The organism is Microbacterium insulae (genome assembly GCF_042677065.1).
Taxonomy (GTDB): Bacteria; Actinomycetota; Actinomycetes; order Actinomycetales; family Microbacteriaceae; genus Microbacterium; species Microbacterium insulae.
This window is the reverse complement of sequence record NZ_JBHTII010000001.1, coordinates 1,301,806-1,327,999: the sequence shown is the minus strand read 5'-3', so window position 1 is coordinate 1,327,999 and position 26,194 is coordinate 1,301,806. Positions and strand designations below refer to the sequence as shown.

Genomic DNA, 26,194 nt, shown 5'->3' with positions numbered 1-26,194 from the left:
GCTCGAGAGGCTCAGCTCCGCACGCCCTCCCGTCGCCGCCGGCCGGCGAGCGCGACTCCTGCGCCGATGAGGAGGATCGCGACCATCGCGGCGATCCACGCGGTCCGGGCGTCGAAGCCGGTCGGTGCCAGCGGCGGGTCGAATGTGTTCGTGACGACGACCTCCACGGTCGCCGTGCCCATCACCGTCGTCACCGTCGTCCCTGTGAGCGGCACGCCGTCGACGGTGATGGTCGTCTCGTCCGCCCCGCCGGTGTCGATCTCGGTGATCGTGCACTCGGCACCGGTCGGCAGCAGCGTGACGAGCGGGCCGATCGGACCGCCGATCTCGTACGTCCCGTCGCGCAGGAGCAGACCCGGCGCCGGGTGCGAGGCGTCGATGAGCACGCAGCGCACGTCGAACGTGAACGACCGTCCGCTGAAGTCCGCGGCATCCGCACCGTCGACGACCTTGGACACCACGATCGGCGGGTCGGCATACTCGTTGACGAGCGCGACCGAGGTCTGATCCGGCGCATCCACGCTGGGCAGCGGGTCGAGTGCGGCGACGGTGCCGTTGGCGGTGTCGCCCGTCGATCCGCCCTGGGTGATGGTGACGGTGGTGGCCGTGGCATCCATCGTGTTCGTTTCGGCGATCGAGCACTCCGCCCCCTCGGGGAGCTCGGTCCACGTCACCGTCTCACCGTCGCCGATGACCTGGGTCATCGGCTCTGCGGCGACGACGGGCTCGCCCTCCCACGTGCACGCGAGTTCGACGACGAAGGGGCCGTATTCGACGGGGTCGCCGTCGATGTCGACGGCCGTCGTCGGGGCGACCGTCTTCATCGCCGACACCTGTGCGAAGTTGAACGTGTTTTGCACCTCGAGCGCGGGCTGCGGCTGATCGTCGACGCTCAGGATCGTCTCGTCGGTGTCGACGGTGAATCGATACGGTTCGCCGTCGGATGCCACGACCTCGCCGTTCTCGTCGAGGATCTCCGTCGAGCCGGCACCGCCATCGTCGGTCTCGGTGAGACTGCACTGCGCACCGGTGGGCAGGCTCGTCCACGATGCCGTCGGCGTCGCGCCGCTGACGGTGCGCACCGTCCCGCCCGGGATGTCGACGACTTCGCCGTCGCGCAGGCAGATCAGCCGGAGGTCGAACTCGCCCGTGCCGTACATCTCGGCAGCGCCTCCTGCGAACGTCTTCGTCACCTCGAGCGACCCCGTGAGATACCAGTTCGTCGCCGTGATCGTGACGACTCCTCCCTCCGCCGGGACCACGATGAAGCCGGTCGTCGCGTCGCTCCCGTCGTTCGGTGCGATCACCACCGCGTCCGCGCCCTCGAGATCCGCCTCGACAACCGTGCACTCCGAGCCGGCCACGACCTCGGTCACCGAGGTCGTCCAGCCGTTCGCCGCGCTGAGCACGACCTCGCCTTCGAGCACCACCTCGCCCCCGAACGTGCAGGAGTAGGCGAAGGTGAACGCTTCGTCCGCGCCGAACTGATCCGCTCCTGCCCCCGCGAGTTCCTTCTGGAGGACGAGCGCGGACGTGTCGAAGAGGTTCGTGTAGGTGACGGTGTTGACGACGGCGGTGCTGTCGGGCTGGAGTTCGGGGATGACCACCGTCCGCGTCTCCTGGTCGACTTGGGGGGCGAGTTCTCCCGTCGTGCCCGGCGCATCGGCTTCGACGACGGTGTCGTCCGCGTCGCGGGCGTCGGTCTCGGTCACCGTGCACTCGGAGCGCGCCGGGATGTCGTTGATGAGCTCGGTCTCGTCGGCGTCCAGCGTGAACGTCTCATCGACGACCGTCTCGCCGTTGAACGTGCAGACGACGCTGAACTCGAACTGCGTCGGTATGAACGGCGAGTCCGACTCGACGAGCTTGCCGACCTCGAGCGACGCCCAGTCGTAGACGTTCTCGATCGTGAGTGCGAACGTCTCGCCTTCCGCCGTCACCGTGACCGATTCCGGGCTGACCGCGGCGTCGAGCTGTCCTGCGTCATCCTCTTCGACCGTGCACACCGAGCCGACGGGCACGTCGGGGACGACCACCGGGACCGCGTCGGCCACGATCGTCACGACGCCACCATCGGCGAGCGGCACGTCCGCACCCTGCCAGGTGCACGCCAGCGTCGCGGTGAACTCCTCCGGCACGGGGAAGCCGTCCGGTGCGTCCACGGTCTTCGCGATCGAAACCGCGCCGTTGGCGAACGTGTTGACGACGTCGACGATCACCGGATCGTCCGCCTCGTCGTCACCGATGACCACGGGTTGCGGGGTGCTGATGGTCGAGTCGGTGGCGAATCCGGCGTCGGTCTCGGTCACGGTGCACTCGGCCCCGGTCGGCAGGCCCGCGTATGTCGCCTGCCCGGCGCCGGTGATGATGCGCGTCGCCCCGCCGGGAATCGGTGAGACCTCGACGCTCTCTCCGTCGACCATGTAGCTGCACGCGAGGCTGACCGTGTAGGAGTCCTCTGTCGCGGGCGCGAGACCGGCCGCGGGTTCGCCCTCGAGCGCCTTCTGCACCACGAGAGATCCGACGGTGTACGTGTTCTCGACGGTGAACTGGCGCGAGACGTCCCCCTCTACCGTCCAGAATGTCACCGGGTCGCCGTTCTCATCGAGGATCTGGGACGAATTGGCCCCGCCTGTCACCGTCTCGCTCAGGACGCACAGCGCACCCGCCGGCAGGCGCTCATACGACGCGGTCCAGTCGGAGCCCGCTGTCACCGTCCGGGTCGGGCCGCCGGGGATGTCGACGATCAGCGACCCGCTCGACAGGTCCAAGCAGGTGATCGTGACCTCGTACGCGTCCGCCGCCCATTGCAGGTCGTCGCCGATGAAGGTCTTGACGACATCGACGCTGCCCTCGGCGAAGGTGTTCGTCACGGTGACCGCGGTGACCTCCCCTGACCCGACGGTGACCGGATTCGGGTCGATCGCGACATCCGTCGCCGATCCTGTCGTCGTCTCGTCGAACGTGCACGACGATCCGGCCGCGATGTCGTCGATCTGCGCGACGAGGTCGGTGTCGTCGTCGGGGCTGGCCGGATCGTCGACGTCCGCGGCGAAGGTGAGCTCGCCGTCCCATGTCGTGACATCCCCCGCCGCACAGGTCATGTGGACCACGTACGGCGGGTCGGCGAACGGCGTGTCCACGGGATCGACCACCTTCGTGATCGCGATCGAACCGACCTCGAACGTGTTCGCGACTGCCGCCGAGTTGGTGATCGCCGCCCCCACACCGGCGGTCAGCGTCACCGTGACACTGCCGTCGGGGTTCGGCTCGATCGGTCCATCGCCGTTCTCGGCCTCGATCACGACCGCGTCGGCGCCTCCGTCGTCCGTCTCGCTGATCGTGCACTCGGCGTTCGCGGGCAACCCGGTGAGAGAAACGGTCTCGCCGTCGTCGATCTCGACCACCATCGGGCTCGCGACGAATCCGTCGGCGAGGACGGTCTCGCCGACGAATGTGCAGTCGACGCTGACCTCGTAGGGACCGAAGTCGATCGGCTCGCCCGCCGCGTCGACGGCCTGCGAATCCACGGACTTCGAGATCTCGAGGTCGGCCAGCTCGTAGACGTTGTCAAGTGCAGCCTGGTCGAACGGCTCTTCGCTCACGACGACCCCGCCGGTCCCCGACGTGCTGACCTGGCCGTTGTCGCCCTCGACGAGCACGCAGTCGGCGCCCCAGGGGAGGTTGCCGACGGTCTCCACCTCGTCCGCGGTGAGCGTGAGCTCGATCGGATCGAGCTCCTCTTCGACGGGGGTACCGGCGGCGGAGGTGCAGGCGAGCTCGACAGCGAACTCGTCCGGGGCGAACTCCTGCCCCGGACCGGAGACGGTCTTCAGCACGTCGAGCGATCCGGTCGCCAGGGCCACGCCGGTCTTCGTCCCCTCGACCGGCGACATGTCGAAGCTCCCAGAGCTCTGCGGGTCGATCAGATGGGCACCAGTGGCCACGGTGTTCCAGGCGATGGGGTCGGGCTGATCCATGTTCGGCGCGGTGGCCGGTGTGTAAGTCTGGCCGTCGACGAGGAGCGCATCGCCCGGCGCGAGCTCGGATCCCGGGGCGAAGTCGACGGTGAAGCGCACGCCCGTGACCGACGCGAACTGCGATTCGTCGACCTCAGCCCGGTCGAGCCACGCGTCCGGAGGGCAATCGACACCCCCGGATCCGGTCGTGTCGTCGAGGTCGTCCGCACACACCTCGCCGAGGGAGAGCTCATAGCCCCACGTGGCACCCTCCGAGTGCGAGACCAGCTCGATTCCGCCCCCGAACACGGGCGACCACTGCGATCCCCGGGGGAGGTCGCTGATCGCACCGGTGTCCCCGGGAGTCGGGAGACGGTCCACCAGCACCAGGCGGTCCATCGGGATGTTCCCGATGTTGACGATGACCATGCGCCATTCCACGAGTCCGCCCGGCTTGGAGCGTGGCACGCAGGACGCCCAGGCGAATCCGAGATCGACGGTGTCCGCGATGTCGGGCGTATTCGGTGCGCAGTCCTCGTTCCCCGACAGGACGTCGAACGATCCGAGCTCGTCGTCGATCGCTCGCACGCCCTTGCCGGAGCGCACGGCGCCCGCTGCCACAACGGTGACCTCGGTCGCCGCAGAGCACTCGTCGACGGGCCCCTCGGCTCCGTTGCAGTCGTCGAGGGGACGATCGCCCGAGACGACGGCCGTGTTGCCGACGACTGTATTCCCCGGGAGACCGATGCTGAACCGCAGGTCGAGAGAGATCGTGTAGGTCTGTCCCGGCTCCAGCACGCTCCCGGCCGGGAACGTGAAGGTGAACGCGCCACCGGACTCGTCGACGGTCACGTCGCCGGGCTCGGTCGGCAGCGGCAGGCCGTTGGCCGGCTCGGGGGCCGCACCGACGAGCGCGTAGCGGTAGGTGCCGTCACCCTCGTCGTCGAACGGGTCGACGACGAGCTGCCCGTCCTCGGTCGGATCATCGACGATGACCGGATTCTCGATGGGCCAGTCTCCGGTGTTCGTGACCGAGATGGAATAGGGGATGACCTCGTCGGGTCCGTACGCGTTTCCCTCGGTCGGACTCTTCGTTATCTCGACGGCGGAAATCGCGTGCTCGTAGCGAATCTGATCGCCGGCGGTGTCGCTGGCCGAGCTGGGGTCGTCGGGACTGCAGACGTCGCCGAGGAACGGGCACACGGTGGTCGTCTGCGAGTTTGAGAACTCACCGGCAGCCGATTCACCGGGCGCCGGATCGAGGTCGGCGCGGTCGCTCGGCACCGCTCCGCCGGACCGCAGGTCGGGCCGACGCTGGACCAGCACGGGGACCTCCTGGAGCGGCGTGGTCGGGTTCTCCCATTGCTCGCCGTCCTCGCCGTCGCCGTCATCGTCGTCGAGGAAGTCGAAGCGCACGCCCTGCACCGTCGCCGGGTCGAGGCCGGGGAAGGGATCGCTCCGGAACGCGGTCTGCTGCAGCCACGGCCCGGCGGTCCAGGTTCCGCCGGTCACTTCGACGCCGGCCCCCGTGTCCGTGAACGTCCCGCCGGAGTACACCCACATCCGCACGAGGTTGATGGGGGCGGTGAGGGTGAACGACGGGTCGATCCCGGTGTAGTCGAACGCGTTCCAGAACGTGGGCGCGGAGTCCTCGATGCGCATGGCATACGTCCGCGCCGAACCCGTCGGCTGACCGCTGAGCATCATCGTGACGGGCGCGTCGTCGGGCTCCGTCTGCGTCGCCGGAGCGAACGACTTGTCCGCGACCACGGTGAGTTCGAGGTCCGTGATCTCGACCTCGGCCGCCGCATCGTCGGTCGCGGGATCGTCCGGGGATCCGGCATCCTGAACCGTCACCTCGGCGACGTTCGACACCGGGCTGTCATCCTGGTCGACCCGGGCCCCGCTCGCGTCGCGCACGAACTCGCGCAGCCGCAGATCCATCGTCACGACGGCGGTCGCCTCGGAGTCGATGCGTCCCTCGTGCGCGACGAGCACCCCGACGATGTTGACCATCGCCGATTCGTCCAGGGCGAGTGCCTCATCGATCGAGTAATCGGTCGACCCGTTCGCGATGCCGTCGCCGTCGGAGTCGAGTTGGAGCGTCACCACCGACTGGGCGGGGTCCGCACCTGCCGGCACCGTGATGGCCACGAAGCGTGCCAGGTTGAAGTACGAGAACGGATTCTCGGGAGCGCCGACCGCCGGGTCCTCGATCGCGAGCTGATCGACCTTCGCGGCGGTGACGTTCGTCGCGGTCAGCGTGACGCGTCCGGTCGGGAACTGTTCCTGCGGCGAGCCGTCCGGCGGGACGCCGAACGGGCTGTTGGACCAGGCCTTGTCCAGCGTGACGTTCATCGGGACGTCGACGATCGCGATCTGTGCGTCGTCCTGGGTCTCGGCGATCACCGAGCCGTCGACGACGCCGGCGGCCGAGGCGACATCTCTCACCGTTCCGATCTCGGGGTCCGCGTCGTCGACGTTGTAGTCGAGGTTGCCCATCGCCGGCGCTCCGTCCGAGCGACGGACGTCCCGCAGCTCGACGACGATCTGCACCTGGCGGTCGTTTCCCGACGAGCGGGCGACCCCACTGCCGACCGGGGGTGCGGTCGGCTCGCCGACGATCGTCGCGGCGCGCGTGGGGCTCTCCTCGAACAACAGGCGGATGCCCCAGGCCGCCGCGCGATCCTCGTCGGTCAGCACGACGCCGGGAAAGGTGCCGTCGCAGGCTGCCGGGCACGGGTCGTTCGCGAGTTCGACCCAGTCGGAGCCGTCCCATAGCTGCACCGCCGCCACCTGGTCGTAGATGAGATGCGGGTCCATCGCGGCCGTGATCTCGGGCAGCTCGACGATGTCGAAGGCGTCGTAGAACGATTGAGCGAGCGTCGCGCTCGAGGGCTCGACGGCCTCATCCTGGATCCGGACCTGATCGACGTTCGAGAACCCCTGCGTGGACCAATCGAGGACGATCCCCGCCTGCTGCTGAGAGCGGGAGGTGACGACCGGCTCAGTGATCGACTTCTCGATGAACTCGAGACCGCCGGGTCCGACGTCCGGCGGCAGAAGCGGGATGGTGTCGCAGGCCACCGCATCCGCAGTCTCGGTCGAGTTCACGTCGGGACTGGAGGCGGAACTCGATCCGCAGTTCTGGATCACCTCCGGGGCGCTCGTCTGGGTCGTCGTGTCCCGCTCGGTGGCCCGCTTCGCCACCGAGAAGTGGGGCTCGAACTCCGTGCCCGGTGGGAACGTCGCGCCGTCGTCGGCCGTGTAGACGAACTGCAGTCCGACGATGTCGTCCTGGAGGTCTTCAGGGATGTCCATCGAGAACTCGGGGGCGGTCGTCGGGCCCGCGATATCTTGAGCCCCCGGGAGGGGCACCCAGGCGTCGCCGTCCCAGTAGTTGATCGACAGCGAAGCGTCGGCGGGCACGCTCGTCTGCGTGATCTCGGTGGCGTCGAACTCGTCCCAGAACGTCCCGTCCACGTCGTAGGGCACCGTCTGCGGCTCCTGGATGACGACCTGCGTGGCGTCGGTCGTGGAACGCGGGAACGCGGCCACCTCGGCCGTCAGAGTGACGAGAGCCCATTCGCCGGGGCGATCCAGCAGCTCGTTCGGATAGATCGACTTGCCCGTGACCGTCTCGATATGCCGCTCGAAGACCGCGAGCTCGGCGTCGGCGGTCGCGCTGCTCTGCCCACCGATGGGACCGGTGCCCGTCACCGTGATCTGGTTGGGGATGAGAGCGGGATAGCCGGCCTGATCGGGATCGGTGGTGACGCCGAACGGGATGCTGGTCTGGGCCGTGGGCGCGATCTCGCCGGTGAACGCGATCTCGAAGCGCACGACCGTGCCGCTCGGTGCCGGAGGAGTGGTGCCGTCGGCGAACGGCTCGGTCCCGCTCGTCCCGTCGTCGTAGTAGTAGGTGACTGTGGCTCCGGTCGCGCCGGCCGGGTACTGGATGGGTGCGCTGAACCCGGTGAAGACGAGCGAGTCGTCGAACCCGCCCGCGAAGGGGTCGTCCCCCGTCTGCGTCGGCTCGGCGACGATGATCTCCGTGAGCGGGAACTCGCTGTCGTTGCCGACGGAGAGAGTGGCTGTCGATGAGCCGCCGGCGGGAACATCGGTCGGCGAGAACGATTTTCCGGCTGTGACCTCGACGTCCTCGGCCACGATCTGGTGCGTGGCCGAATCGTCGTCCGTCGCGGAGACGTCGCCGAGGGTCACTTCGCTGCCCGCGCTGTTCGTCACGGTGACGTTGTCGGGACTCGCCTGCACGTCGGGGCCGTGCTCCATGCCGATGACGATGCCCCCCTCGGCATCCTGAGAGATGCCGGACCCGTCGGTGTCGGTGAAGACGACCTGCACGCCCCGCACCAGGTCATCGGGAACGTCGGGCGGCGCGGGGCCGGCAGGGTTCGTCGCGACCGGGCCCGGAACCCAGGCGGTGCCGTCCCACAGCAGGATCTGGGCGGTGTCCGCACCGGCGGGATAGGTGACGGAACCGATGCCGGTGAAGGGGAGCGTCTCGAACGGGTTCGGAGAAGCCGTCGGGTCGACCGGATCCGTGATCACCATCTCGTCGACGTTCGCGTTCGCGTCGTTGGTGGCTGTGATGGTGCTCGTGACCGGAGTTCCGGGGTCGGCGACCGCGCTGGGCGGGTCGATGGTCTTGTCGACCGTGGTCGCGAGCTCGAGCGGCACGGTGGGGGTGACGTCGACCGAGTCCGACAGGGGTCCCGACTGCTGGGTGTCGGCATCGGTCGTGGCGGTGTTCGTGACGGGCACGCCGTCGGCCTCGTAGGGCAGGTCAGCGCGAGCGCGCACCTGGATCGTCACGACGCCGGCCGTCGCCGCAGGCAGTCCCGTCGTGCCGCCGACGATCGGCATGGTGAACACGACATCGACCGTCTGGCCGGTGATCGTCACGTCGCCCTGAAGGCCGGTTCCGACGGTCGCGCCCAGGACCTCGAACTCGCCGGGCACGGTGTCGGTGAGAGTCGCGTTGGTGCAGCCGGCGAGGATCGTCGTGCAGTTGACGGCGATCGTGTAGCTGAAGGTCTGGCCGGGCTGCACGGTCGTGACGCTCGCGGCCTTATCGACCAGTACGTCTCCATCGGCCGCGGCTGCGGGGGTCACACCGACCAGAACGGATGCCGCAGCCAGCGTTGCGACGACAGCCGCCGACATCAACCGGCGAAACCCGCGCCAACTCTCCAAGGATCCTCCTTGCAGCGCGTCGTCGTGACGAGGGAACGCGCGTTCCGTGCCAGCCTAGGGCGGCCGCCCACCGAGCACCACGGTGATCTCCGCCGTCCCGGGACGGCCCCGCTCGCTACGTCGCGGGGCTCGCCTCCTCACCGGGAACGGGCTCCTCCTCCGTGCGCGCGGGTTGCGAGGGGGCGGGCTCCGACCAGGCTGCGTCGTCCGGGGATCCCGCGGGCTCGACGGCTGGCTCGTCCGGGGATCCGGCTGCCTCTTCCGCGGGGCCGGGAGCGGCATCCGTCGGCTCGTCCTCGTCCTCGTGGTGGTTCCCGGTGCGCAGGTCGGCGCGGCGGACGAGGTCGGGCACCTGCCACGAGCCGTCGAGGAACTCGGGCCGCGGACGGTACAGGCGGACGAGGTAGTTCCAGCCCTCGGGCAGGGGGATGCTGTTGGGGAGCGTCGCCTCGCCCGGGGGCGTGAAGTGCACCGTGATCGAGCCGTCCTCGTCGCGGACGCCGGTCACGCTGTTGACCGTGTACTTGTTCTCGGCGTTGGGCTCGAAATAGCCGGAGGCGTTGTAGACCGAGATCGACCAGAAGGCGTCGACGGGGACGTCGCGCATCGTGAGGTCGTAGAACCCCACGGGCTGCTGCGGGTCGACGCCGACGTAGGACGCCTCGGTCATCGGCAATCCGCCCCATCCGGCGGCCGTGCCGATGAGGTGCCGCACCTCGTCGACCTCGTCGGGTGCGCCGAACGTGCGATCGAACCCTCGCAGCCCGGACGCGAGGCTCAGCAGCGCGGTGCGGGTGGCGTCGAGCGAGGCCGTGTCGTAGTCCGGCATCTCCCACGGCTTCGACGAGTGAGCGGTGAGCTCGATCTCGTCCTGCAGCCGGGCGACCTCGGCGATGTCGCCTTCGTCGGTCGGGTCCACGAGGGTGCGGACAGCGACGAGGACGTAGTCGGCGCCGGGCGCCAGAGCGGCGAGGTCGTGTGTGCCCGCACCGTGGAGCACGGCGCGGATGAAGTGGCCCTGGTCGACGATCATGACCGAGAGGTACCGCTCACCCGGGTCGGGCACCACGAGCGTGGCGCCTTCGGTGAGGTCGACCACGGCGAAGCTGTAGAGCGTGTCGCGATTGAGCCGGATGACGGTTTGAGCCTCGATCGAGGCGGGCTCGCGGTTGTGCCGGAACGTGTTCACTCCGCCGGCTTCGCGCTGGATGTCGGCGAACATGCGGTCGGTCTCCGCCCGCACGAAGTTGTCGACGTTCACGTGAATGCTCATGGGTACACTTTGGCCCACGCCCCGCCCGCGCGCCATTCGCCGTCCCGCGCCGGACAGCGGCTTCGCTTCCTGTCCTCCGCCGGAGGCCCGCGGGACGTCACACCGTGGGTGCGCCGGGACGGCTTGAATAGACTGGGCTCATGTCGAAGGTCCTCCAGTCCCTGCCCGTCGGCGAGCGCGTCGGCATCGCCTTCTCCGGGGGACTCGACACCTCGGTCGCCGTCGCCTGGATGCGCGACAAGGGCGCTGTCCCGTGCACGTACACCGGCGACCTCGGTCAGCCTGACGAGGACGACATCGCGTCGATCCCCGACCGTGCCCTCACCTACGGCGCCGAGGTCTCTCGCCTCGTCGACTGCAAGCCCGCCCTGGTCGAGGAGGGATTCGGTGCCCTCGCGTGCGGCGCGTTCCACATCCGCTCCGGCGGGCGCACCTACTTCAACACCACGCCGATCGGGCGCGCGGTGACCGGCACGCTTCTCGTGCGGGCCATGAAAGAGGACGGCGTCGACATCTGGGGCGACGGCTCCACCTACAAGGGCAACGACATCGAGCGGTTCTACCGCTACGGACTTCTCGCCAATCCCGCGCTCCGGATCTACAAGCCGTGGCTCGACGCCGACTTCGTGACCGAGCTCGGGGGACGCAAAGAGATGAGCGAGTGGCTCGTCGAGCACGGCTTCCCGTATCGCGACTCCGCCGAGAAGGCGTACTCGACCGACGCCAACATCTGGGGTGCCACCCACGAGGCGAAGACGCTCGAGCACCTGGACGTCTCGCTCGAGACCGTCGAGCCGATCATGGGGGTGAGGTTCTGGGACCCGGCGGTGGATATCGCCCCCGAGGACGTCACGGTCACCTTCGAGGGTGGGCGGCCCGTCGCCCTGAACGGCGTCGAGTACGCCGACCCGGTGGAGCTCGTGTTCGAGGCGAACCGCATCGGCGGGCGCCACGGCCTCGGGATGAGCGACCAGATCGAGAACCGCATCATCGAGGCGAAGTCGCGCGGCATCTACGAGGCGCCGGGCATGGCGCTGCTGTTCATCGCGTACGAGCGCCTGGTCAACGGCATCCTGAACGAGGACACTCTCGCGACGTACCACGAGCAGGGACGCCGCCTCGGCCGCCTCATGTACGAGGGCCGCTGGCTCGAGCCGCAGTCGCTCATGCTCCGCGAATCGATCCAGAAGTGGGTGGGCTCGACGATCACCGGCACGGTCACGCTCCGACTGCGCCGCGGCGAGGACTACACGATCCTCGACACGACCGGCCCGGCGCTTTCTTACCACCCCGAAAAGCTCTCGATGGAGCGCGTCGGAGACGCCGCCTTCGGGCCGACCGACCGCATCGGGCAGCTCACGATGCGCAACCTCGACATCGCCGACTCCCGTTCGCGCCTCGAGTTCTACGCCGGAGCCCGCATCATCGGCGGCGCTGCCGGCGAGCTCGTCGGCAGCGTCACCGCCGGGGAGTCCGACGAGATCACCGGGCGGGCGCAGGCGCCGGATGCCGCGACCGAAGCCCTCGACGAGGCGATCGAGGCGGCATCCGAGTCGGCCATGTACGACGCCGGCACGGACTGAGCCCTCCAACCCGCTTCACGTCCCTTCGCCTGGAGGGGGCATCTTCACTTCTCGAAGGCGAAGTCTGCGTTGCAGGCTATGAAGATCTCGAAGCCGTGCTCATCCGTGAACGGGAATGAGAGGGTAGGGGCGTCGTCGAGGTACTCCTCTTCTGTGTACGTCGTCGGGACTGCCCCGTTCCGCACCATGCACTCGGTGAGCAGCTGCGTCGCCGGAATGTTCTGCGGATTCGAGGTCTGCGAGCGATACAGGTGCCCGATCCAGGCCTCGCCGCTCTCCTGCTCGCACCCTCCCATCCGCTCATTGGCAATGCGACCGTCCATCTCACCCGCGTTGACTTCGTAGCTTCCGTCGGTGTTGTAGACGTCCAGGGAGATACCGCGCTCATCGAGGCACGTTTCGAGCAGCGTCAGCACCTTCGACCACTCGTGGTCGGTGATCCGCTCGTCCCTGAGGATCGCCTTCACTCCGGCGGTCGTGCTCTTCTCCCAGGCTTCGTGGTACTCGGCGGCGAAGCTCCCCCGGAAGAGGGGCCGATCGGCTCCGCGATCCGGTCCACCCGTCGAAGGTGAGGGAGCCGTGTGCGCGGCGGCGCACCCTGTCACGAGAGCTGCCGCCATCACTACGGTCAGAAGATAACCCTTCGTCATGCGCCGGATGCTCACCACATTCCTCCGATCCGGGTCCGTAGGACGAGTAGGGCTGCGAGCCTCGATTGCGTGCGCTTCTCCATCCGCGAATCTCCTCCATTGGAACCCTGGCGTGCAGTCTCTGGCATCCGAGTCAGCCCGATGCTGCGAGACGCGCGATCGTGCTCTCGAGCGCGCGGGCGTATCGAGCCTCGACAAGGTAGTGGCCTGCAGCGACGAGCAGGTTCAGCACGAGCAAGACGGTCGCGAGGGCCGCCGGATCGGACCACAGCAGGATCAGCGCGCCGAGCATGAGCGCTACGCCTCCGACGCGCAACGCCGTCATGGCCCGGCGCTTGTGCGCGAGCGGTGCCGGCACCGGCGCGCTCACTTGCGGCTAACGATCGCGTAGGTCACGGCGGCCGCGACGATGCCGCTCACGATCGCGATCGCACCGCGCGCGACGACGTGCAGGTCGGTCCACACGGCCAGCGCGAGGCTGAGCGCGAGGATCACGCCGAAGAGGGCGACGGATGCCGCGGCATCCGCTCGTCGGGTTCTGTTCGGTGTCATGAGGTCCTTCCGTTAGTGAGGATGAGTTCTCGGTGGTCTCAGGCGTCTCGTCGACCGAAGACGACACCGGCGAGCGCGGTGGCGGCGACCGCCCATGCGGCCAGACCGAGCTGCCCGCTCGCGACGCCGACGAATCCTTCGTTCGGCACGGTCGACACGGCAATCGCCTCGAGGAACAGCGCGGTCGGGGTAGAGTCCGCGACTACCTCCGCAACACTGGCCAGCGGCGCCGGCAGCATCGCGCCGACGAGAGCGAGCGCGAGGGGCAGGACCACCAGGAGGCCCGCGAGAACCAGGACCCCAACTCCCGGGCTGCGCACCAGCGTGCCGATGCCGAAGGCGAAGAGGACCAGGGACCCTGCGGCGACTCCGACCAGCATCACGCCGACCGCACCCCAGCCCGCCCCGGTCGCACCCGCGACAGCTGATCCGGCGACCGTGGCTGTGACCGCGACCACCACGCAGACGGCTGTGCCGGTGATCGCGAAAGCGGCGGCGCGCGCGATGTGCAGCATCCACCGTTTTGGAGCGAGAGTCAGCGCGATCGCGAGGTGACCGTTCGCGTCCCTCCCGACGAGGAACGTGGCCGCGAGCGCGACCCCGAGCGCGGAGACGAGCCCGCCCACCTCAAGCGGTGTGGTCACAACGACATGCGATGAAGAATCCGCGACCGAGGCGAGGACGGCGAGGGTCGTCATCGCCGAGAGGATGCCGATGCCGCTCGCGACGAAGATGCCGGCGATCATCCCCCCGCGTCGGCGCACGCGCCGCACCTCGGCGCGGATGACCTGTGTGGCGCGCTGCGGTCGGGTTCGACCGGTCCCGGCCGCGCGAAGTGACGCGGACGTTGCGAGACCGAGCGCGCTGCGACTCATGCCTGCACCCCCTGCTCGGTCGAAGTGAGAATCTCGAAGTAGGTGTCCTCGAGTGATCGACTGACGCGTTCCAGGTGAGTGACCCCCACTCCCGCGGTGTACGCGAGCCGACCGATCTCGAGCGGATCGGCGTCGGCGATCAGGAAGCCGCCGCGGTCGGGCCGCGCGTCATAGTTCTCGGCCTCCAGCGCGCGGCGGAACGACGCCGGGTCGGGAGAGACCGCGTACACATCCGACGATGTGCCGGCGACGACGTCTTCGATCGGTCCCTCGGTCACGACGCGGCCCTCGTTGAGCATGACCACGTGCTGGGCGACCAGCGCCAGCTCAGCCATGTGATGTGACGAGAGCAGGACGGTCGCGCCCGAGTCCGCCGCGTGTTTCAGGAACGAGCGGACCCACTGAATGCCGTCGGGGTCGAGACCGTTGACCGGCTCGTCGAGGAGCAGCACGCGCGGTCGGCCCAGCGTCGCCGCGGCGATCCCCAGCCGCTGACGCATGCCGAGTGAGAAAGACCGCACCCGCGAGCTCGCCACTCCAGCCAGCCCGACCAGCTCGAGCGCGTCGGATGCCCTCGATCGCGAGAATCCCTGGCTGTCGCAGGCGTACTCCAGGAATCCGCGTGCGGTCGCTGCCGCCGGAATCCCCTCGGCGGAGAGGAAGACGCCCATCGTCGCGGCGGGTCGCTCCGCACGGGTGAAGGGCGCTCCGAGAACGCGCACCGTTCCGGTGTCCGGCTCGCACAATCCCGCCGCGATCCGCATGACCGTGGACTTGCCGGCTCCGTTCGGGCCGACGAATCCGGTCACCCGTCCTCGCGGAGCGACGAACGACACGTCGTCGAGTGCTCGGCGGGAACCGTAGGACTTGGAAAGGCGTTCGACCTCGATCATCGCGGGGATCCTTCCGGAACGGGGGCCCGTCCAGGCGCGGGCATGGATGGGTGTTGCAGCAGTACATGGGCTCCCGCACGGAGGATGGGTTCTCTGGTGAATGCGGTGAGGGCGCGCGGGATCCCGGCGAAGTAGTGCGCCCGGACGAGAAAAGCCCCGCGCGAGGTGAGTCCCACTCGGGTGGCCACCTGCACGGCAGATCTCGGCAGGATGTCTTCGCGGTCGGCGAGGAACGCGCTGCGGCGGACGAGGTGGCCTGCGTTGGCACGAAGGCGAGCGCACCCGAGGCCCAGCAGGGAGAGAACGGCCAAGAGACCGGATGCTCCAAGGAGAAGTGCGATCCCCGGGCCGACTCCGAGCATGATCATCACGTAGACTCCGGCGACTCCTGCGCACCCGAACGCTGCGACTGCGGCGAGGATGCGGGCGATGGACACGCGGTCCGAGGTGGAGAGGATGGATGACTGGGCTGCGAAGTCGGGAAGATGCTCGGCCATGATGCCCGCGGCGATCGACCGCGGCAGGGAGGGAAGGATCACGTTCGACGCGACCCGTCGGGTGGTGTCGCGGGAGTGAAGTGAGACACGGACCCGGTCGAAGAGGATCTCGACGACGTTGCGTTCGATGCGCACTCCGACGACCGCCTCGGGATCCAGCGTCCGCTCGTACGAAGACAGCAAGCCGTAGGAGATGACGAGTCGACCCTCGGTGCGGCGCACCAGGAAGCCGTGATGACGGACGAGAGCGACGGCGAGACCCGTGACGATGACGACGGCGACCACCACGCTTATACCCAACGTCGGCGTCTCGCGCACAACGAGGACCACCGAATCCAAAAGGGGGGTGGCGTCCAGCAGGTCCGACGCCGCGGCGACGACGCCCGCCCCGAGGAGCGCGAACCGTCCGTACGCGGCCCCGGCGATCAGGGTCTCGCGAGCGGTGGCACGGTAGACCACGGCGGCCGGGGCGCTGCGTGATGAGGATTCCCGTCCACCGCGCTCCCGCAGTCGCTCCGCCAGGCGCGCTGCTGTCGAGCGGCGGATACCCGCGATCCGCAGGCTGCTGCCGTCGTCCCCACCCGGATGCAGCGAAAGAGCACCTAGTCCGAACAGCCGGTAGGCAAACGGCTCCTCCCAGTCGACTGCGGAAATCATCGCCCACGGCGTCGCCCTGACATGCCTGCTATATACGCCGGTTCGGACCGCCACCAGCTCCGGAGTCGCTTCGATGCGAACCGTTGCCCAGCTCGCGACGGGATGGAGCATGCGCACCGCCATCAGTCCGACGATCCCCACCCACGCCCACTGACCCGGCCACAGGTCAGGCTGCGTCACGTAGATCGCCGCGGCCGTTGCGAGCTCGATGATGCTGGGCGCGTGGTGCAGCCAGGACGCCGCGATGGAGGTGAACGGCAGGCGCAGAGTCTCAGTCTCACCGCGCATCCACGATCCGATCGTTCTGTGCGAGCGCCCGGGCGCGCAGCTCGGCGGCTGCGACCGGATGGCGCGCACTCGTCGGTCGCGGCGACGCCAGTTCGTCCAGGACGAGCCGCATCGCCGTGCGCGAGGCGAAGAGGTGTCCTGCGGACACCTCCCGCACCGCACGCACGAGCTCGCCGGGTTCGGCGTCCTTCGACACCACACCGCACGCACCGGCGGCGAACATCTGGGCGATGAGGCCGGGGTCGTCGTGGCGGACGAGGCTGATTACGCCGCGCACCGCCGACGGGATGCCCGCCGCCACCTCGCCCGTCGCCGACGCGTCATCACCGAGGTCGACGATCACGACATCCGGACCGACGTGATGGCACGCGCGGACCACCTCGGCAGACCCGCGGGCGCGCGCCGCCGACACAGCGATCGCCGCATCCTCAATCAGGAGGCGGGCGAGCGCGGAGCTCATGAGCGCGTCGTCGGACACAACGAGCGCGTTCACGTCTGTCGCCATCTTGCCTCCCAGCCTCGACCCCCTGACGGTAGCAGTGCGGAGGGAAAGAAACTGGAGTTCTTTTCCTTATGTGGACAACTTCCAGCGCCGGTGGAGCCGGCTGCCGCCCGCCGCGGCATCCCCGATTCCCGCTGTGATTACCCGGCCGATCCGGCGCGGGTTACGATGCCTGACAGTGCGTGCGCGATCCCGACGCGTGCGACCGGGGCTCGATGGGCTTGGTACCGAGTCCCACCCCCCTCAGAGCCCGAAAGACCTTCGATGCTGAAGACACCCACCGCGCCGGTCGAGACCACCGAAGCACCCCCGCGACGCGCCTCCGTGGGCCGACGGATCGGCATCACCCTGTTCGGCATCCTCGCCGGGGTGGTCGCCCTCGCCCTCGTCGCCGTCGGGTTCCTGGGGTACACGGTGCAGCGCTCCTTCCCTCAGGTCGACGGCGAGCTCGCCGTGGCCGGGCTGAGCGACCGGGTGACGGTGCAGCGCGACGTGCTCGGCATCCCGACCATCACCGCGTCCACCGACGCGGACCTCTTCTTCGCGCAGGGCTACGTCCACGCGCAGGACCGCTTCTGGGAGATGGACTTCCGCCGCCACGTCACGAGCGGGCGGCTCTCCGAGCTTTTCGGCGAGTCGCAGCTTCCGACGGATCGGTTCCTGCGCACGCTCGGCTGGCGCGTCATCGCCGAGCAGGAGGTCGAGCAGCTCGACGAGGCGACCCTCGGCTACTACGAGGCGTACGCCGAGGGCGTCAACGCCTACCTCGCAGATCACCAGGGTGCGGACGCGTCGTTCGAGTACGCCGTGCTCGGTCTCCAGAACCCGGACTACGAGATCGAGCCGTGGACTCCCGCCGACTCGGTGGCGTGGTTGAAGGCGATGGCCTGGGACCTCCGCTCGAACATCGAGGAGGAGACCGAGCGCGCCCTCATCGCGAAGGACTTCACCCCCGAGCAGATGCGCGAGCTGTACCCGGAGTACCCCTTCGACCAGAACCCGGTGATCGTGCCGTCGATCTCGTCCGTGCCCGCGGTGGGGACGGCGAGCGATCTCGCGCGCGACGAGCAGACCCAGGCGGCGACGGCGTCCATCGAATGGTCGGAGGTCGACGGGGTCGTCGAAGCCGTGAGCGCGCTCGTCGGCGGTGTCGGCGAGGGAATCGGCTCGAACTCGTGGGTCGTCTCCGGCAATCTGACCGACACCGGGATGCCGCTCCTCGCCAACGACCCGCACCTCGGCGCCTCGCTGCCCAGCGTCTGGCACCAGGTCGGCCTGAAGTGCCGCTCGGTCTCGGAGGAGTGCACGTTCGATGTCGCCGGCTTCGGGTTCTCGGGTGTCCCCGGAGTGATCATCGGCCACAACGACCGCATCGCGTGGGGATTCACGAACCTCACGACGGACGTCACCGACCTGTACCTCGAGAAGGTCGATGGCGACGGCTACTGGCGCGACGGCGAGCTCGTCCCGCTGGACGTGCGCACCGAGACCCTGAAGGTCGCGGGAGGCGAGGACGAGGAGCTCGTCATCCGCTCCACGGAGCACGGCCCGATCATCTCCGGGCTGACCGACGACTACACCGAGATCGCCGAAGAGCCCTGGACCGGCACGGGCGGCGAGTACGAGCAGCCGTCCGACGCGCCCGAGGGCGAGTGGGCCGTCAGCCTGAAGTGGACGGCGCTTACGCCCACGACGACCGCCACCGCGATCTTCACGCTCAACCAGGCGCAGGACTTCGACGACTTCCGGGCCGCGGCAGCGCAGTTCGCCGTGCCCGCGCAGAACCTCGTCTACGCCGACGTCGACGGCAACATCGGGTACCAGACGCCCGGCTCGCTCCCCATCCGCGGCGCGGGGGACGGGTCGATGCCGCAGCCCGGCTGGGATTCCGCGTACGACTGGCAGGGATTCATCCCGTTCGAGGAGCTCCCGGTCTCCTACAACCCCGACGAGGGCTACATCGTCACGGCGAACAACGCCATCGTCGACGAGGACTACCCCTACTTCCTCACGCGCGACTGGGACTACGGGTGGCGCGCCGCACGCATCGCGGAGCTCATCGAGCGCAAGGCGGCCAGCGGACCTCTGACGGCCGCCGACATGCTCGCGATCCAGGCCGACAGCGAGTTCCACGCCGGTATGCGTCTCGCGGGCGCTTATCAGGACATCGAGACGGGCGACGAGGGGACGGATGCCGCACTCGACCTGCTCCGCACGTGGGACGCGCAGAACACCGCCTCCTCCGCGGCCGCCGCGTACGCGAACGTGCTGTGGGACGAGCTCGCCGACAACCTCTTCGTCGACGGGCGGGAGCATCCTGTCCCGCTGACCGACCAAGCGCGCTTCTTCCTGGTCGTCGACGGCCTGCTGCGGGAGCCGCAGTCGGAGTGGTGGACCAACGAGTCGCTCGGCGTCGCGAGCCGGCAGGAGATGCTCGAGCGCACCGCGACCGACGCCTACGAGCGACTGGTCGCGCTGCAGGGCGACAACCCGTCGCGGTGGAACTGGGGTTCGCTCCACGCGCTCCCTCTCGTGAGCGACACCTTCGGCGCCTCCGGCATCGCACCGATCGAGTGGATGTTCAACCGCGGACCGTTCAGCACCGGCGGCGGGTCGTCGATCGTCAATGCGACCGGTTGGGTCATGGGCCAGGGCTTCTCGACTGTCACCGTTCCGTCGATGCGCATGGTCGTCGACCTGTCGGACTTCGACGCGAGCGGCTGGAACCACCTCACCGGCGCAAGCGGCCACGCCTTCCACGCGAACTACATCGACCAGACGCCCACATGGCAGGCGATGGAGCTGACGCCGTGGGCGTACTCGCGCGGTGCCGTCGACGCCGCGGCGACGAACACCCTGACCCTCGTCCCGGCCTCGTAGTCCTCGCGTCCCCCGCCCCGCCGGCCGCCCCCGCAAACCGTGGACGGACGGCTGGCGGTTCAGCCGCCGGCGGCGGGCGGAGTGCGGCGGGAGTCGCCGAGGTCGTCGACGTACAGACCGGGCTCGTCGATCGTGCCGTTGCGGTACGCCTGGCGGCCGATCATGTGCGCCGACAGCGGCGCCGTCGCGAGCTGGATGAGCACGATCGGGAGGAGGAACGCGACCACCTCCCACGAGCGCACCGACAGCGCGATCGCCAGGCAGATCAGGATCAGTCCCAGCACCTGCGGCTTCGTCGCGGCGTGGAGGCGGGTGGGCACGTCGCGGAAGCGCAGCAGCCCGATCGCCGCCGTGAGGCACAGCAGCGCCCCGATCAGGATGAGGATCAGCGCCGCGAGGTTGAGCCAGTCGTCGAGGGTCATCGGTCCGGGTTGTCCCTTCGTGCGACGAACCGCGCGATCGAGATCGACCCGAACACGCCGACCGCGGCGATGATCAGCAGCACCGGCAGCGAGCGCGTGTGCTGGTTGATCGCCATCTCGGCGCCGAGCACGCACATCACCTCGGTGAGGAGGACGTCGGATGCCACGGCCCGGTCGAGGATCGACGGCCCGATGACGATCCGCCACAGGGTCAGCAGCGCGGCGGCCGCGAACACGATGTAGATGGCGATGAGCAGGATGTTCATATCGCTCCTCGTGCCCGGCGAGCCGCGGCATCCGCCCGCACGGCCTCGACCTGCGCGCGCGAGCCCACCGCCATCACGATGCGGCGCTCCCATCGGCGCACGGCCTCGCGCTGCTGTTCGACATCGGCCGGCGATCGGACGCCGAGCACGTGCATGTACAGGATGCGGCGGTCGCGGTCGGTGTCGACGATGAGCGAGCCGGGAATGAGGGATGCCGTCACCGCCGTGTGCGTCATGATCAGGTCGTCGTCGGTGACCAGTGGCACGGCGATGATCGCGGCACCGGGCTGGCGGCGCAGGTCGAACACCTGCATCGTCACCGTGAGGGAGCCCCACACGAGCGCCGCGAGGAACTCGACGACGAAGCCCGCGCCGTACCAGACGTTCACCCGTCCGGAGAGCTCGACCGGTGGGAGCCGGAAGACCCGTGTCACGAAGACCGCGGCCACGACGCCGGTGAGGAAGGACGTCCACGTCAGCTGCCCCCACAGCAGCATCCACAGGGCGACGAGCCACAGGACGAAGGGCAGCTGGCGCCACAGCTGCGTGAGCAGGGTCCTCCTGCCGGCGGGTGGAGCCGAGGCGGGAGCCGGGAACGACTCGTCGACCGCGGTCACGGCTGCTCCTCCTCGAGGTCCTTGACGAAGTCCGAGCCGACGTCCTGCTGGATCTGGACCAGGGTGACCGGCTCGAGCAGGGCGGCACCGATCCGTGCGCAGACGTCGTACAACGGTCCGGCGAAGATCGTGAGCGCGACGGTGACCCCGACCATCCCCGCGGTGGAAGCGGTCATGATCCTCGGGATGACGCGGCGCTCGGTGTCGACACCGCCCGGCGCGGCGCCGAGGTACGAGATGCGCGCCTCGGTCTCGGCCGAGTCGTCCTCCTCGCGCCAGAACGACAGGTTCCAGGCGCGCATCAGGGCGTACAGCGTGAGCAGGCTGGTCACGATGCCCCCGACGATGAGCACCATCATGATGGGGGTCCCGACCTCGGCGGCGGCGTCGAAGAGCGCGAACTTGCCGATGAACCCCGAGAACGGCGGGAGGCCGCCGAGATTGACCGCAGGGATGAAGTACAGCACCGCGATGACGGGCGCCGCGCGCATCAATCCCTTCACGCGCAGGATCGACGTGCTTCCCGCGCGGCGCTCGACCAGGCCCACGGCGAGGAACAGCGTGGTCTGCACCACGATGTGGTGGACCATGTAGTAGATCGTCGCGCCGATGGCCGCCGGGGTCGCGATCGCGAGGCCGAAGATCATGTAGCCGATGTGGCTCACGAGCGTGAACGACAGGATGCGCTTGAGCTCGGCCTGTGCGACCGCACCCAGGACTCCCACGATCATCGTGGCCAGCGCGACGATCATGAGCAGGAAGTTGATGTCGTTGTAGAGGAACAGCTGCGTCTCGGTGCGGATGATCGCGTACACGCCGACCTTCGTCAGCAGACCCGCGAACACGGCGGTGACCGGTGCGGGAGCCGTCGGATAGGAGTCGGGCAGCCAGAACGACAGCGGGAAGACGGCGGCCTTGATGCTGAAGGCGATCAGCAGCATGAGGTGCAGCACGAGCTGCGTCTCCTGCGGGAGGTCGCCCATCCGCAGCGAGATCTGCGCCATGTTCACGGTGCCGAGCGCGCCGTAGATCAGGGCGATCGCGCTGAGGAAGAGGATCGACGACACCAGCGACACCACGATGTAGACGACGCCGGTGCGGATGCGCGATTCCGTGGACCCGAGCGTGATGAGGACGTACGACGCGACGAGCAGGATCTCGAAGCCGACGAAGAGGTTGAACAGGTCGCCCGCGATGAACGCGTTGAAGATGCCCGCCGCGAGGATCAGGTACGACGGGTGGAAGATCGTCACCGGTGTGTCGTCGTCGCCGTCGGCGGCGCCCTGGCCGACCGAGAAGAGGAGGACGGCGAGCAGCACGATGGCGGACACCATCACCAGGAGCGCCGCGAGACGGTCGACGTACAGCACGATGCCGAAGGGGACCGGCCAGGCGCCCACCGAGACGGCGACCGCCTCGTCGCCGGTGTCGACGACGTACAGCAGGACCGCCGAGATCGCGGTGACGACCGTGAGAGTGGTCACCGACACCACGACCTGGGTCTTCCGGTGTCGACCGGCGATGAGCGCGATCGCCGCACCGAGCAGGGGCAGCGTCACCAGCAGCGGCACGAGGGCGGGGGCGATCTCGGTCATCCGTCGTCACCGCCTCGGTCGGGCCGGTCGGCAGGGGTGTCCGTCGGAGCGTCGTCGCGCAGTCCGGCGTAATCGGAACTGCGGAGCACGGTGAGGGGGGTGCTGGCGAGCCCGACGAAGTCGGTGGTCGCGTCATCGTCCTCGTCCTCGATGCCCGTCTCCTCGTCCATCGTCTCGTCGACGTCCGCGGTCCGCTCGCGCACCGCGCGGTCGGCCTCGTCGTCCTCGACGGTGTCGGCCTGGCCGAGCTGCCAGGACCGGTAGATGAGCGCCAGCAGGAACGCTGAGACGGCGAAGGTGATCACGATCGCCGTGAGCGACAGCGCCTGCGGCAGCGGGTCGGACATCTCGTCGGGCGACGCCGAGCCGAAGAACGGCGCCACCCCGGGCTCGCCGATGACGATGAGCAGCAGGAGGTTGGCGGCGTTGCCGAGCAGCAGGAAGCCGATCAGCACCCGGGTGAGGCTGCGCTCGAGCATGGCGTAGACGCCGCACGCGAACAGCACCCCCATCACGACGATGAGCACGGTCGAGACGGTCATGCGACGATCACCCCCTGGGGGCGTCCTTTGCGCGCGTCCTGCGCCTGGCGGTCGACCTCGGCGCCGAGGCTGCGGAGCACGTCGAGCACGAGCCCGATCACCACCAGGTAGACGCCGACGTCGAACAGCGTCGACGTGACGAACTCGACGTGCCCGAGGATCGGCAGCTCCGCTTCGAACCAGGTGCTCGTGAGCGGGGGCGCACCGAAGAACAGGGGCACGATCGCGCAGGCGACGGCGATCGACATGCCGGCGCCCAGCAGGCGCCCGGCGTCGGTGGGGGTCGCCGCGCCGAGCTCGTACCGACCGCCCGCGACGTAGCGCATGACGAGCGCCATGCCGGCGACGAGCCCGCCGGCGAATCCGCCACCGGGCAGGTTGTGGCCGGCGAAGAGCAGATAGAGCGACACGATGATGATGGTGTGGAAGAGGATCCGCACGATCACCTCGAGCATGATCGACCGGTTCTCGGGACGGACGCGCTGGCCTCCCACCAGCCACGCCATCCGGCCGCCCTCCGCATCGCGCGGCTTCACGCCTTCCGCCGTCTCCACGAGCGGCCGGCGCGTGCGCCCGGCCGATTGGGGGAGCGGCGAGATGAACCGCGAGAGCGTGTCGGCTCGGTGCGTGACGAAGACGAGGGATGCCACACCCGTCGCCGCCAGGATGAGCACCGACAACTCGCCCATGGTGTCCCATCCGCGGAGGTCCACGAGGGCCACGTTCACCACATTCCTGCCGTGGCCGAGCTCGTACGCGAGCTCGGGGAAGCGCTCCGAGATGGGCTCGGCGGTGCGGGCGGCGGTGGCGATCATCGCGACCGCGGCCATGGTCGCGCCCACGGCGGCGGCGAGCACCGCCCGCGCCACGGGCCACACGGAGGCGTTGTGCTCGCCCATGCGCGCCGGGATGCGTCGGAGCACCAGGGCGAACGCGACGAGCGTGACGGTCTCGACCAGGATCTGCGTGAGCGCGAGGTCGGGGGCGCCGCTCGTCGCGAACAGCAGCGCCATGCCGAGCCCGGTGACCGACACGAGCACCACACCCGTGTAGCGCTTGCGTGCGCGTACGGCGATCAGTCCGGCGGCGATCATGATCGGCGCGACGACGAGCTGCATCGGCGTCTGGAACAGATCGAGCTGCGCGCGCCATTCGGGGCTCGCGAGCAGGGCCGTTCCCTCGGCTGCCACGAGCACGACGAAAATCGTGCCCACGTACACAGGGAGGGAGCCGCGCTGGGTGAAGCTCGTGGTGACGACCGAAAGACGGGCGATCACGCGGAGGGTGCCGTTGTAGACGTCTGCGGCGGTGAACGGCAGCAGGCGCTGCGACCAGGTCGCGCGGGCCGTCAGCCAGAACACCACGGCGCCGGCGGCGATCGTGCCCAGCGAGATCCACAGCGCCGGCTCGAAGCCGTGCCAGAGCGCGAGGTAGGCCGGATACTCGGATGCGCCGGGCGGGGCCTCGTCCGCGTATCCGGCGAGCGCGACATCCAGAGCGGGCGCCGCGAAGCCGCCGATCACGCTCAGCGCCGAGAGGAGCACCGGGGCCGCCAGGAACCCGATCGGCGGATCGGGCCACGCGGTCGCGGGGATGGGTCGGCGTTCGGGATCCTTCTTGGTCCAGAAGGCGCCCCACAGGAAGCGGATGCCGTAGCCCGCCGTGAGCACGGAACCCAGCACGACCCCGGTGAAGGCGACGATGCCCCACGGCGATCCGGCGACGGCTTCGTCGAGAAGAGCGGTCAGCGCGCCCTCCTTGGCGACGAAGCCGATCGTCGGGAAGATGCCGACCATGGACGCGACGGCGATGAACGAGAACGTCGCCATCACCGGTGCCTGACGGCCCACGCCGCTGAGTTCGGCGATGTCGCGCGTGGAGAGCTGGCGGTCGATCACGCCGACGACGAGGAACAGCGCCGACTTGAACAGGGCGTGGCTGAGCAGGAGCGCGGCTCCGGCGAGCGCGGCATCCCGAGTGCCGTACCCGAGCACGACCGACAGCAGGCCCAGCTGGCTGACGGTGCCGAACGCGAGGACGCGCTTGAGGTCGGTCTCGCGCAGGGCCTGGAACCCGCCGAGGAGCATCGTGAACACGCCGAGCGAGATGACGATCGGCCGCCACGTCGGCGCGGCGGCGAACACGGGCGCGAGGAGGGCGATCAGGTAGATGCCGGCCTTCACCATCGCCGCGGCGTGCAGGTACGCGCTCACCGGAGTGGGAGCCGCCATGGCGCCCGGAAGCCAGAAGTGGAACGGGAAGATCGCGGATTTGCTGAGCGCGCCGACGAGGAGCAGCGCCAGAGCGGCGTCGACGACCGGGCCGGTGGGCACATCGGCGAGGATCGTCGAGATGCTCGACGTCCCCGCCTCGACGACCACGAGCACGACGCCGATCAGCATGACGAGCCCGCCGAGGGTGGTCACCAGGAGCGCCTGCAGCGCGGCGCGCCGGCTGGCCGCTCGGCGGTTGTAATAGCCGATGAGCAGGTAGGAGAGGACGCTGGTGATCTCCCAGAACATGACGAGCACCACGAGGTCGTCGGTGAGCACGAGACCGTACATGGCTCCGGCGAACGCGAGCAGGACGGCGGCGAACTGGCCGAGTCCGACCTCCTTGCCGCCGAAGTACCAGCGGCAGTAGATCATCACGAGGGCGCCGACGCCCGTGACGATGAGGGTCATGAGCCACGACAGCGTGTTCATGCGCATCGACAGCTCGATGCCGAGCGGGGGAATCCAGTCGAACGACTCGAACGGGTCGGACCCGGCGAGCACGGCGGGCGTGAGGATGACGGCGTGGACGAAGGCCGCGATGGGCAGCAGGGCGGCGATGTAGAACGCGCGCGGCCCGATGCGCCCGATCAACCACGGCAACACCAGGGGGAGAATCGCGAACGCGCCGAGGAAGAGGAGCATGGGCGCCC

Annotated in this window: 17 protein-coding genes; 2 read left to right on the top strand and 15 right to left on the bottom strand. The window is 69.1% G+C overall.

All coding sequences use genetic code 11. From position 1 onward, the window contains the following. Nucleotides 1-11: 11 nt before the first annotated feature. Both ACFQ0P_RS06310 and ACFQ0P_RS06305 read right to left on the bottom strand, forming a co-directional pair. The gene (locus ACFQ0P_RS06310; RefSeq protein WP_204981252.1) at nt 12-9,176 is read right to left on the bottom strand and encodes a DUF5979 domain-containing protein; all 9,165 of its coding nucleotides are present in this window, start codon (nt 9,174-9,176) and stop codon (nt 12-14) included. A 115-nt stretch (nt 9,177-9,291) separates the two neighbouring features. Beyond that, nucleotides 9,292-10,449 carry a DUF1254 domain-containing protein gene (locus ACFQ0P_RS06305; RefSeq protein WP_204981251.1) on the bottom strand — a complete coding sequence of 386 codons (1,158 nt, stop codon included), beginning with the start codon at nt 10,447-10,449 and terminating at the stop codon, nt 9,292-9,294. Nucleotides 10,450-10,589: 140 nt separating this feature from the next. On the opposite strand from ACFQ0P_RS06305, the gene argG reads away from it, so the two are divergent. Then, on the top strand, nt 10,590-12,032 hold the full coding sequence (argG, locus tag ACFQ0P_RS06300) for an argininosuccinate synthase (RefSeq protein WP_204981250.1): 1,443 nt from the start codon (nt 10,590-10,592) through the stop codon (nt 12,030-12,032). Between the two features lie 44 nt (nt 12,033-12,076). Here the strand turns inward: argG and ACFQ0P_RS06295 are convergent, their stop codons facing one another. The 7 genes from ACFQ0P_RS06295 to ACFQ0P_RS06265 form a co-directional block, all read right to left on the bottom strand. Next, nucleotides 12,077-12,682, bottom strand: a complete 606-nt coding sequence (locus ACFQ0P_RS06295; protein ID WP_204981249.1) for a hypothetical protein — start codon at nt 12,680-12,682, stop codon at nt 12,077-12,079. 133 nt (nt 12,683-12,815) lie between these two features. Then, nucleotides 12,816-13,052: a hypothetical protein gene (locus tag ACFQ0P_RS06290; protein WP_378771657.1), complete on the bottom strand. Its 237-nt coding sequence runs from the start codon at nt 13,050-13,052 to the stop codon at nt 12,816-12,818. Beyond that, nucleotides 13,049-13,234: a hypothetical protein gene (locus ACFQ0P_RS06285; RefSeq protein ID WP_204981247.1), complete on the bottom strand. Its 186-nt coding sequence runs from the start codon at nt 13,232-13,234 to the stop codon at nt 13,049-13,051. The genes ACFQ0P_RS06290 and ACFQ0P_RS06285 overlap by 4 nt, the downstream gene beginning before the upstream one ends. Nucleotides 13,235-13,272: 38 nt before the next feature. Further along, the gene (locus tag ACFQ0P_RS06280; protein WP_378771653.1) at nt 13,273-13,998 is read right to left on the bottom strand and encodes a hypothetical protein; all 726 of its coding nucleotides are present in this window, start codon (nt 13,996-13,998) and stop codon (nt 13,273-13,275) included. A gap of 107 nt (nt 13,999-14,105) precedes the next feature. After that, the gene (locus ACFQ0P_RS06275; protein WP_204981245.1) at nt 14,106-15,002 is read right to left on the bottom strand and encodes an ATP-binding cassette domain-containing protein; all 897 of its coding nucleotides are present in this window, start codon (nt 15,000-15,002) and stop codon (nt 14,106-14,108) included. Further along, a complete protein-coding gene (locus ACFQ0P_RS06270; protein ID WP_204981244.1) occupies nt 14,999-16,444 on the bottom strand; it encodes a PH domain-containing protein in 1,446 nt (481 codons plus the stop codon). Before ACFQ0P_RS06270 ends, ACFQ0P_RS06275 begins: the two co-directional genes overlap by 4 nt. Beyond that, nucleotides 16,434-16,949 (bottom strand): response regulator transcription factor, encoded by a 516-nt coding sequence (locus ACFQ0P_RS06265; protein WP_204981243.1) that lies wholly within the window; start codon nt 16,947-16,949, stop codon nt 16,434-16,436. The genes ACFQ0P_RS06270 and ACFQ0P_RS06265 overlap by 11 nt, the downstream gene beginning before the upstream one ends. Before the next feature lie 261 nt (nt 16,950-17,210). On the opposite strand from ACFQ0P_RS06265, the gene ACFQ0P_RS06260 reads away from it, so the two are divergent. Then, nucleotides 17,211-19,826, top strand: coding sequence for a penicillin acylase family protein (locus ACFQ0P_RS06260; protein WP_204981242.1), 2,616 nt, complete (start codon nt 17,211-17,213; stop codon nt 19,824-19,826). A 59-nt stretch (nt 19,827-19,885) separates the two neighbouring features. Here the strand turns inward: ACFQ0P_RS06260 and mnhG are convergent, their stop codons facing one another. The 6 genes from mnhG to ACFQ0P_RS06230 are packed head-to-tail and all read right to left on the bottom strand — an operon-like array spanning nt 19,886 to nt 26,186. Continuing rightward, the gene (mnhG, locus tag ACFQ0P_RS06255; RefSeq protein ID WP_204981241.1) at nt 19,886-20,248 is read right to left on the bottom strand and encodes a monovalent cation/H(+) antiporter subunit G; all 363 of its coding nucleotides are present in this window, start codon (nt 20,246-20,248) and stop codon (nt 19,886-19,888) included. Continuing rightward, on the bottom strand, nt 20,245-20,514 hold the full coding sequence (locus ACFQ0P_RS06250) for a monovalent cation/H+ antiporter complex subunit F (RefSeq protein ID WP_204981240.1): 270 nt from the start codon (nt 20,512-20,514) through the stop codon (nt 20,245-20,247). The genes mnhG and ACFQ0P_RS06250 overlap by 4 nt, the downstream gene beginning before the upstream one ends. Continuing rightward, the gene (locus ACFQ0P_RS06245; RefSeq protein ID WP_204981555.1) at nt 20,511-21,068 is read right to left on the bottom strand and encodes a Na+/H+ antiporter subunit E; all 558 of its coding nucleotides are present in this window, start codon (nt 21,066-21,068) and stop codon (nt 20,511-20,513) included. Before ACFQ0P_RS06245 ends, ACFQ0P_RS06250 begins: the two co-directional genes overlap by 4 nt. 59 nt (nt 21,069-21,127) lie before the next feature. Continuing rightward, nucleotides 21,128-22,726 (bottom strand): Na+/H+ antiporter subunit D, encoded by a 1,599-nt coding sequence (locus tag ACFQ0P_RS06240; RefSeq protein ID WP_204981239.1) that lies wholly within the window; start codon nt 22,724-22,726, stop codon nt 21,128-21,130. Then, nucleotides 22,723-23,268 carry a Na(+)/H(+) antiporter subunit C gene (locus ACFQ0P_RS06235; protein ID WP_204981238.1) on the bottom strand — a complete coding sequence of 182 codons (546 nt, stop codon included), beginning with the start codon at nt 23,266-23,268 and terminating at the stop codon, nt 22,723-22,725. Before ACFQ0P_RS06235 ends, ACFQ0P_RS06240 begins: the two co-directional genes overlap by 4 nt. Further along, a complete protein-coding gene (locus tag ACFQ0P_RS06230) occupies nt 23,265-26,186 on the bottom strand; it encodes a Na+/H+ antiporter subunit A (protein WP_204981237.1) in 2,922 nt (973 codons plus the stop codon). Before ACFQ0P_RS06230 ends, ACFQ0P_RS06235 begins: the two co-directional genes overlap by 4 nt. Nucleotides 26,187-26,194: the final 8 nt, after the last annotated feature.

Excerpts from the sequence above, each read along its gene's own strand:
- ACFQ0P_RS06240 (WP_204981239.1), bottom strand. The coding sequence starts at position 22,726 with ATGACCGAGATCGCCCCCGCCCTCGTGCCGCTGCTGGTGACGCTGCCC.
- ACFQ0P_RS06265 (WP_204981243.1), bottom strand. The coding sequence starts at position 16,949 with ATGGCGACAGACGTGAACGCGCTCGTTGTGTCCGACGACGCGCTCATG.
- ACFQ0P_RS06270 (WP_204981244.1), bottom strand. The coding sequence starts at position 16,444 with ATGCGCGGTGAGACTGAGACTCTGCGCCTGCCGTTCACCTCCATCGCG.
- ACFQ0P_RS06275 (WP_204981245.1), bottom strand. The coding sequence starts at position 15,002 with ATGATCGAGGTCGAACGCCTTTCCAAGTCCTACGGTTCCCGCCGAGCA.
- ACFQ0P_RS06295 (WP_204981249.1), bottom strand. The coding sequence starts at position 12,682 with ATGACGAAGGGTTATCTTCTGACCGTAGTGATGGCGGCAGCTCTCGTG.
- ACFQ0P_RS06285 (WP_204981247.1), bottom strand. The coding sequence starts at position 13,234 with ATGACACCGAACAGAACCCGACGAGCGGATGCCGCGGCATCCGTCGCC.
- ACFQ0P_RS06235 (WP_204981238.1), bottom strand. The coding sequence starts at position 23,268 with ATGACCGTCTCGACCGTGCTCATCGTCGTGATGGGGGTGCTGTTCGCG.
- argG (WP_204981250.1), top strand. The coding sequence starts at position 10,590 with ATGTCGAAGGTCCTCCAGTCCCTGCCCGTCGGCGAGCGCGTCGGCATC.
- ACFQ0P_RS06250 (WP_204981240.1), bottom strand. The coding sequence starts at position 20,514 with ATGAACATCCTGCTCATCGCCATCTACATCGTGTTCGCGGCCGCCGCG.
- ACFQ0P_RS06305 (WP_204981251.1), bottom strand. The coding sequence starts at position 10,449 with ATGAGCATTCACGTGAACGTCGACAACTTCGTGCGGGCGGAGACCGAC.
- ACFQ0P_RS06230 (WP_204981237.1), bottom strand. The coding sequence starts at position 26,186 with ATGCTCCTCTTCCTCGGCGCGTTCGCGATTCTCCCCCTGGTGTTGCCG.
- ACFQ0P_RS06260 (WP_204981242.1), top strand. The coding sequence starts at position 17,211 with ATGCTGAAGACACCCACCGCGCCGGTCGAGACCACCGAAGCACCCCCG.
- mnhG (WP_204981241.1), bottom strand. The coding sequence starts at position 20,248 with ATGACCCTCGACGACTGGCTCAACCTCGCGGCGCTGATCCTCATCCTG.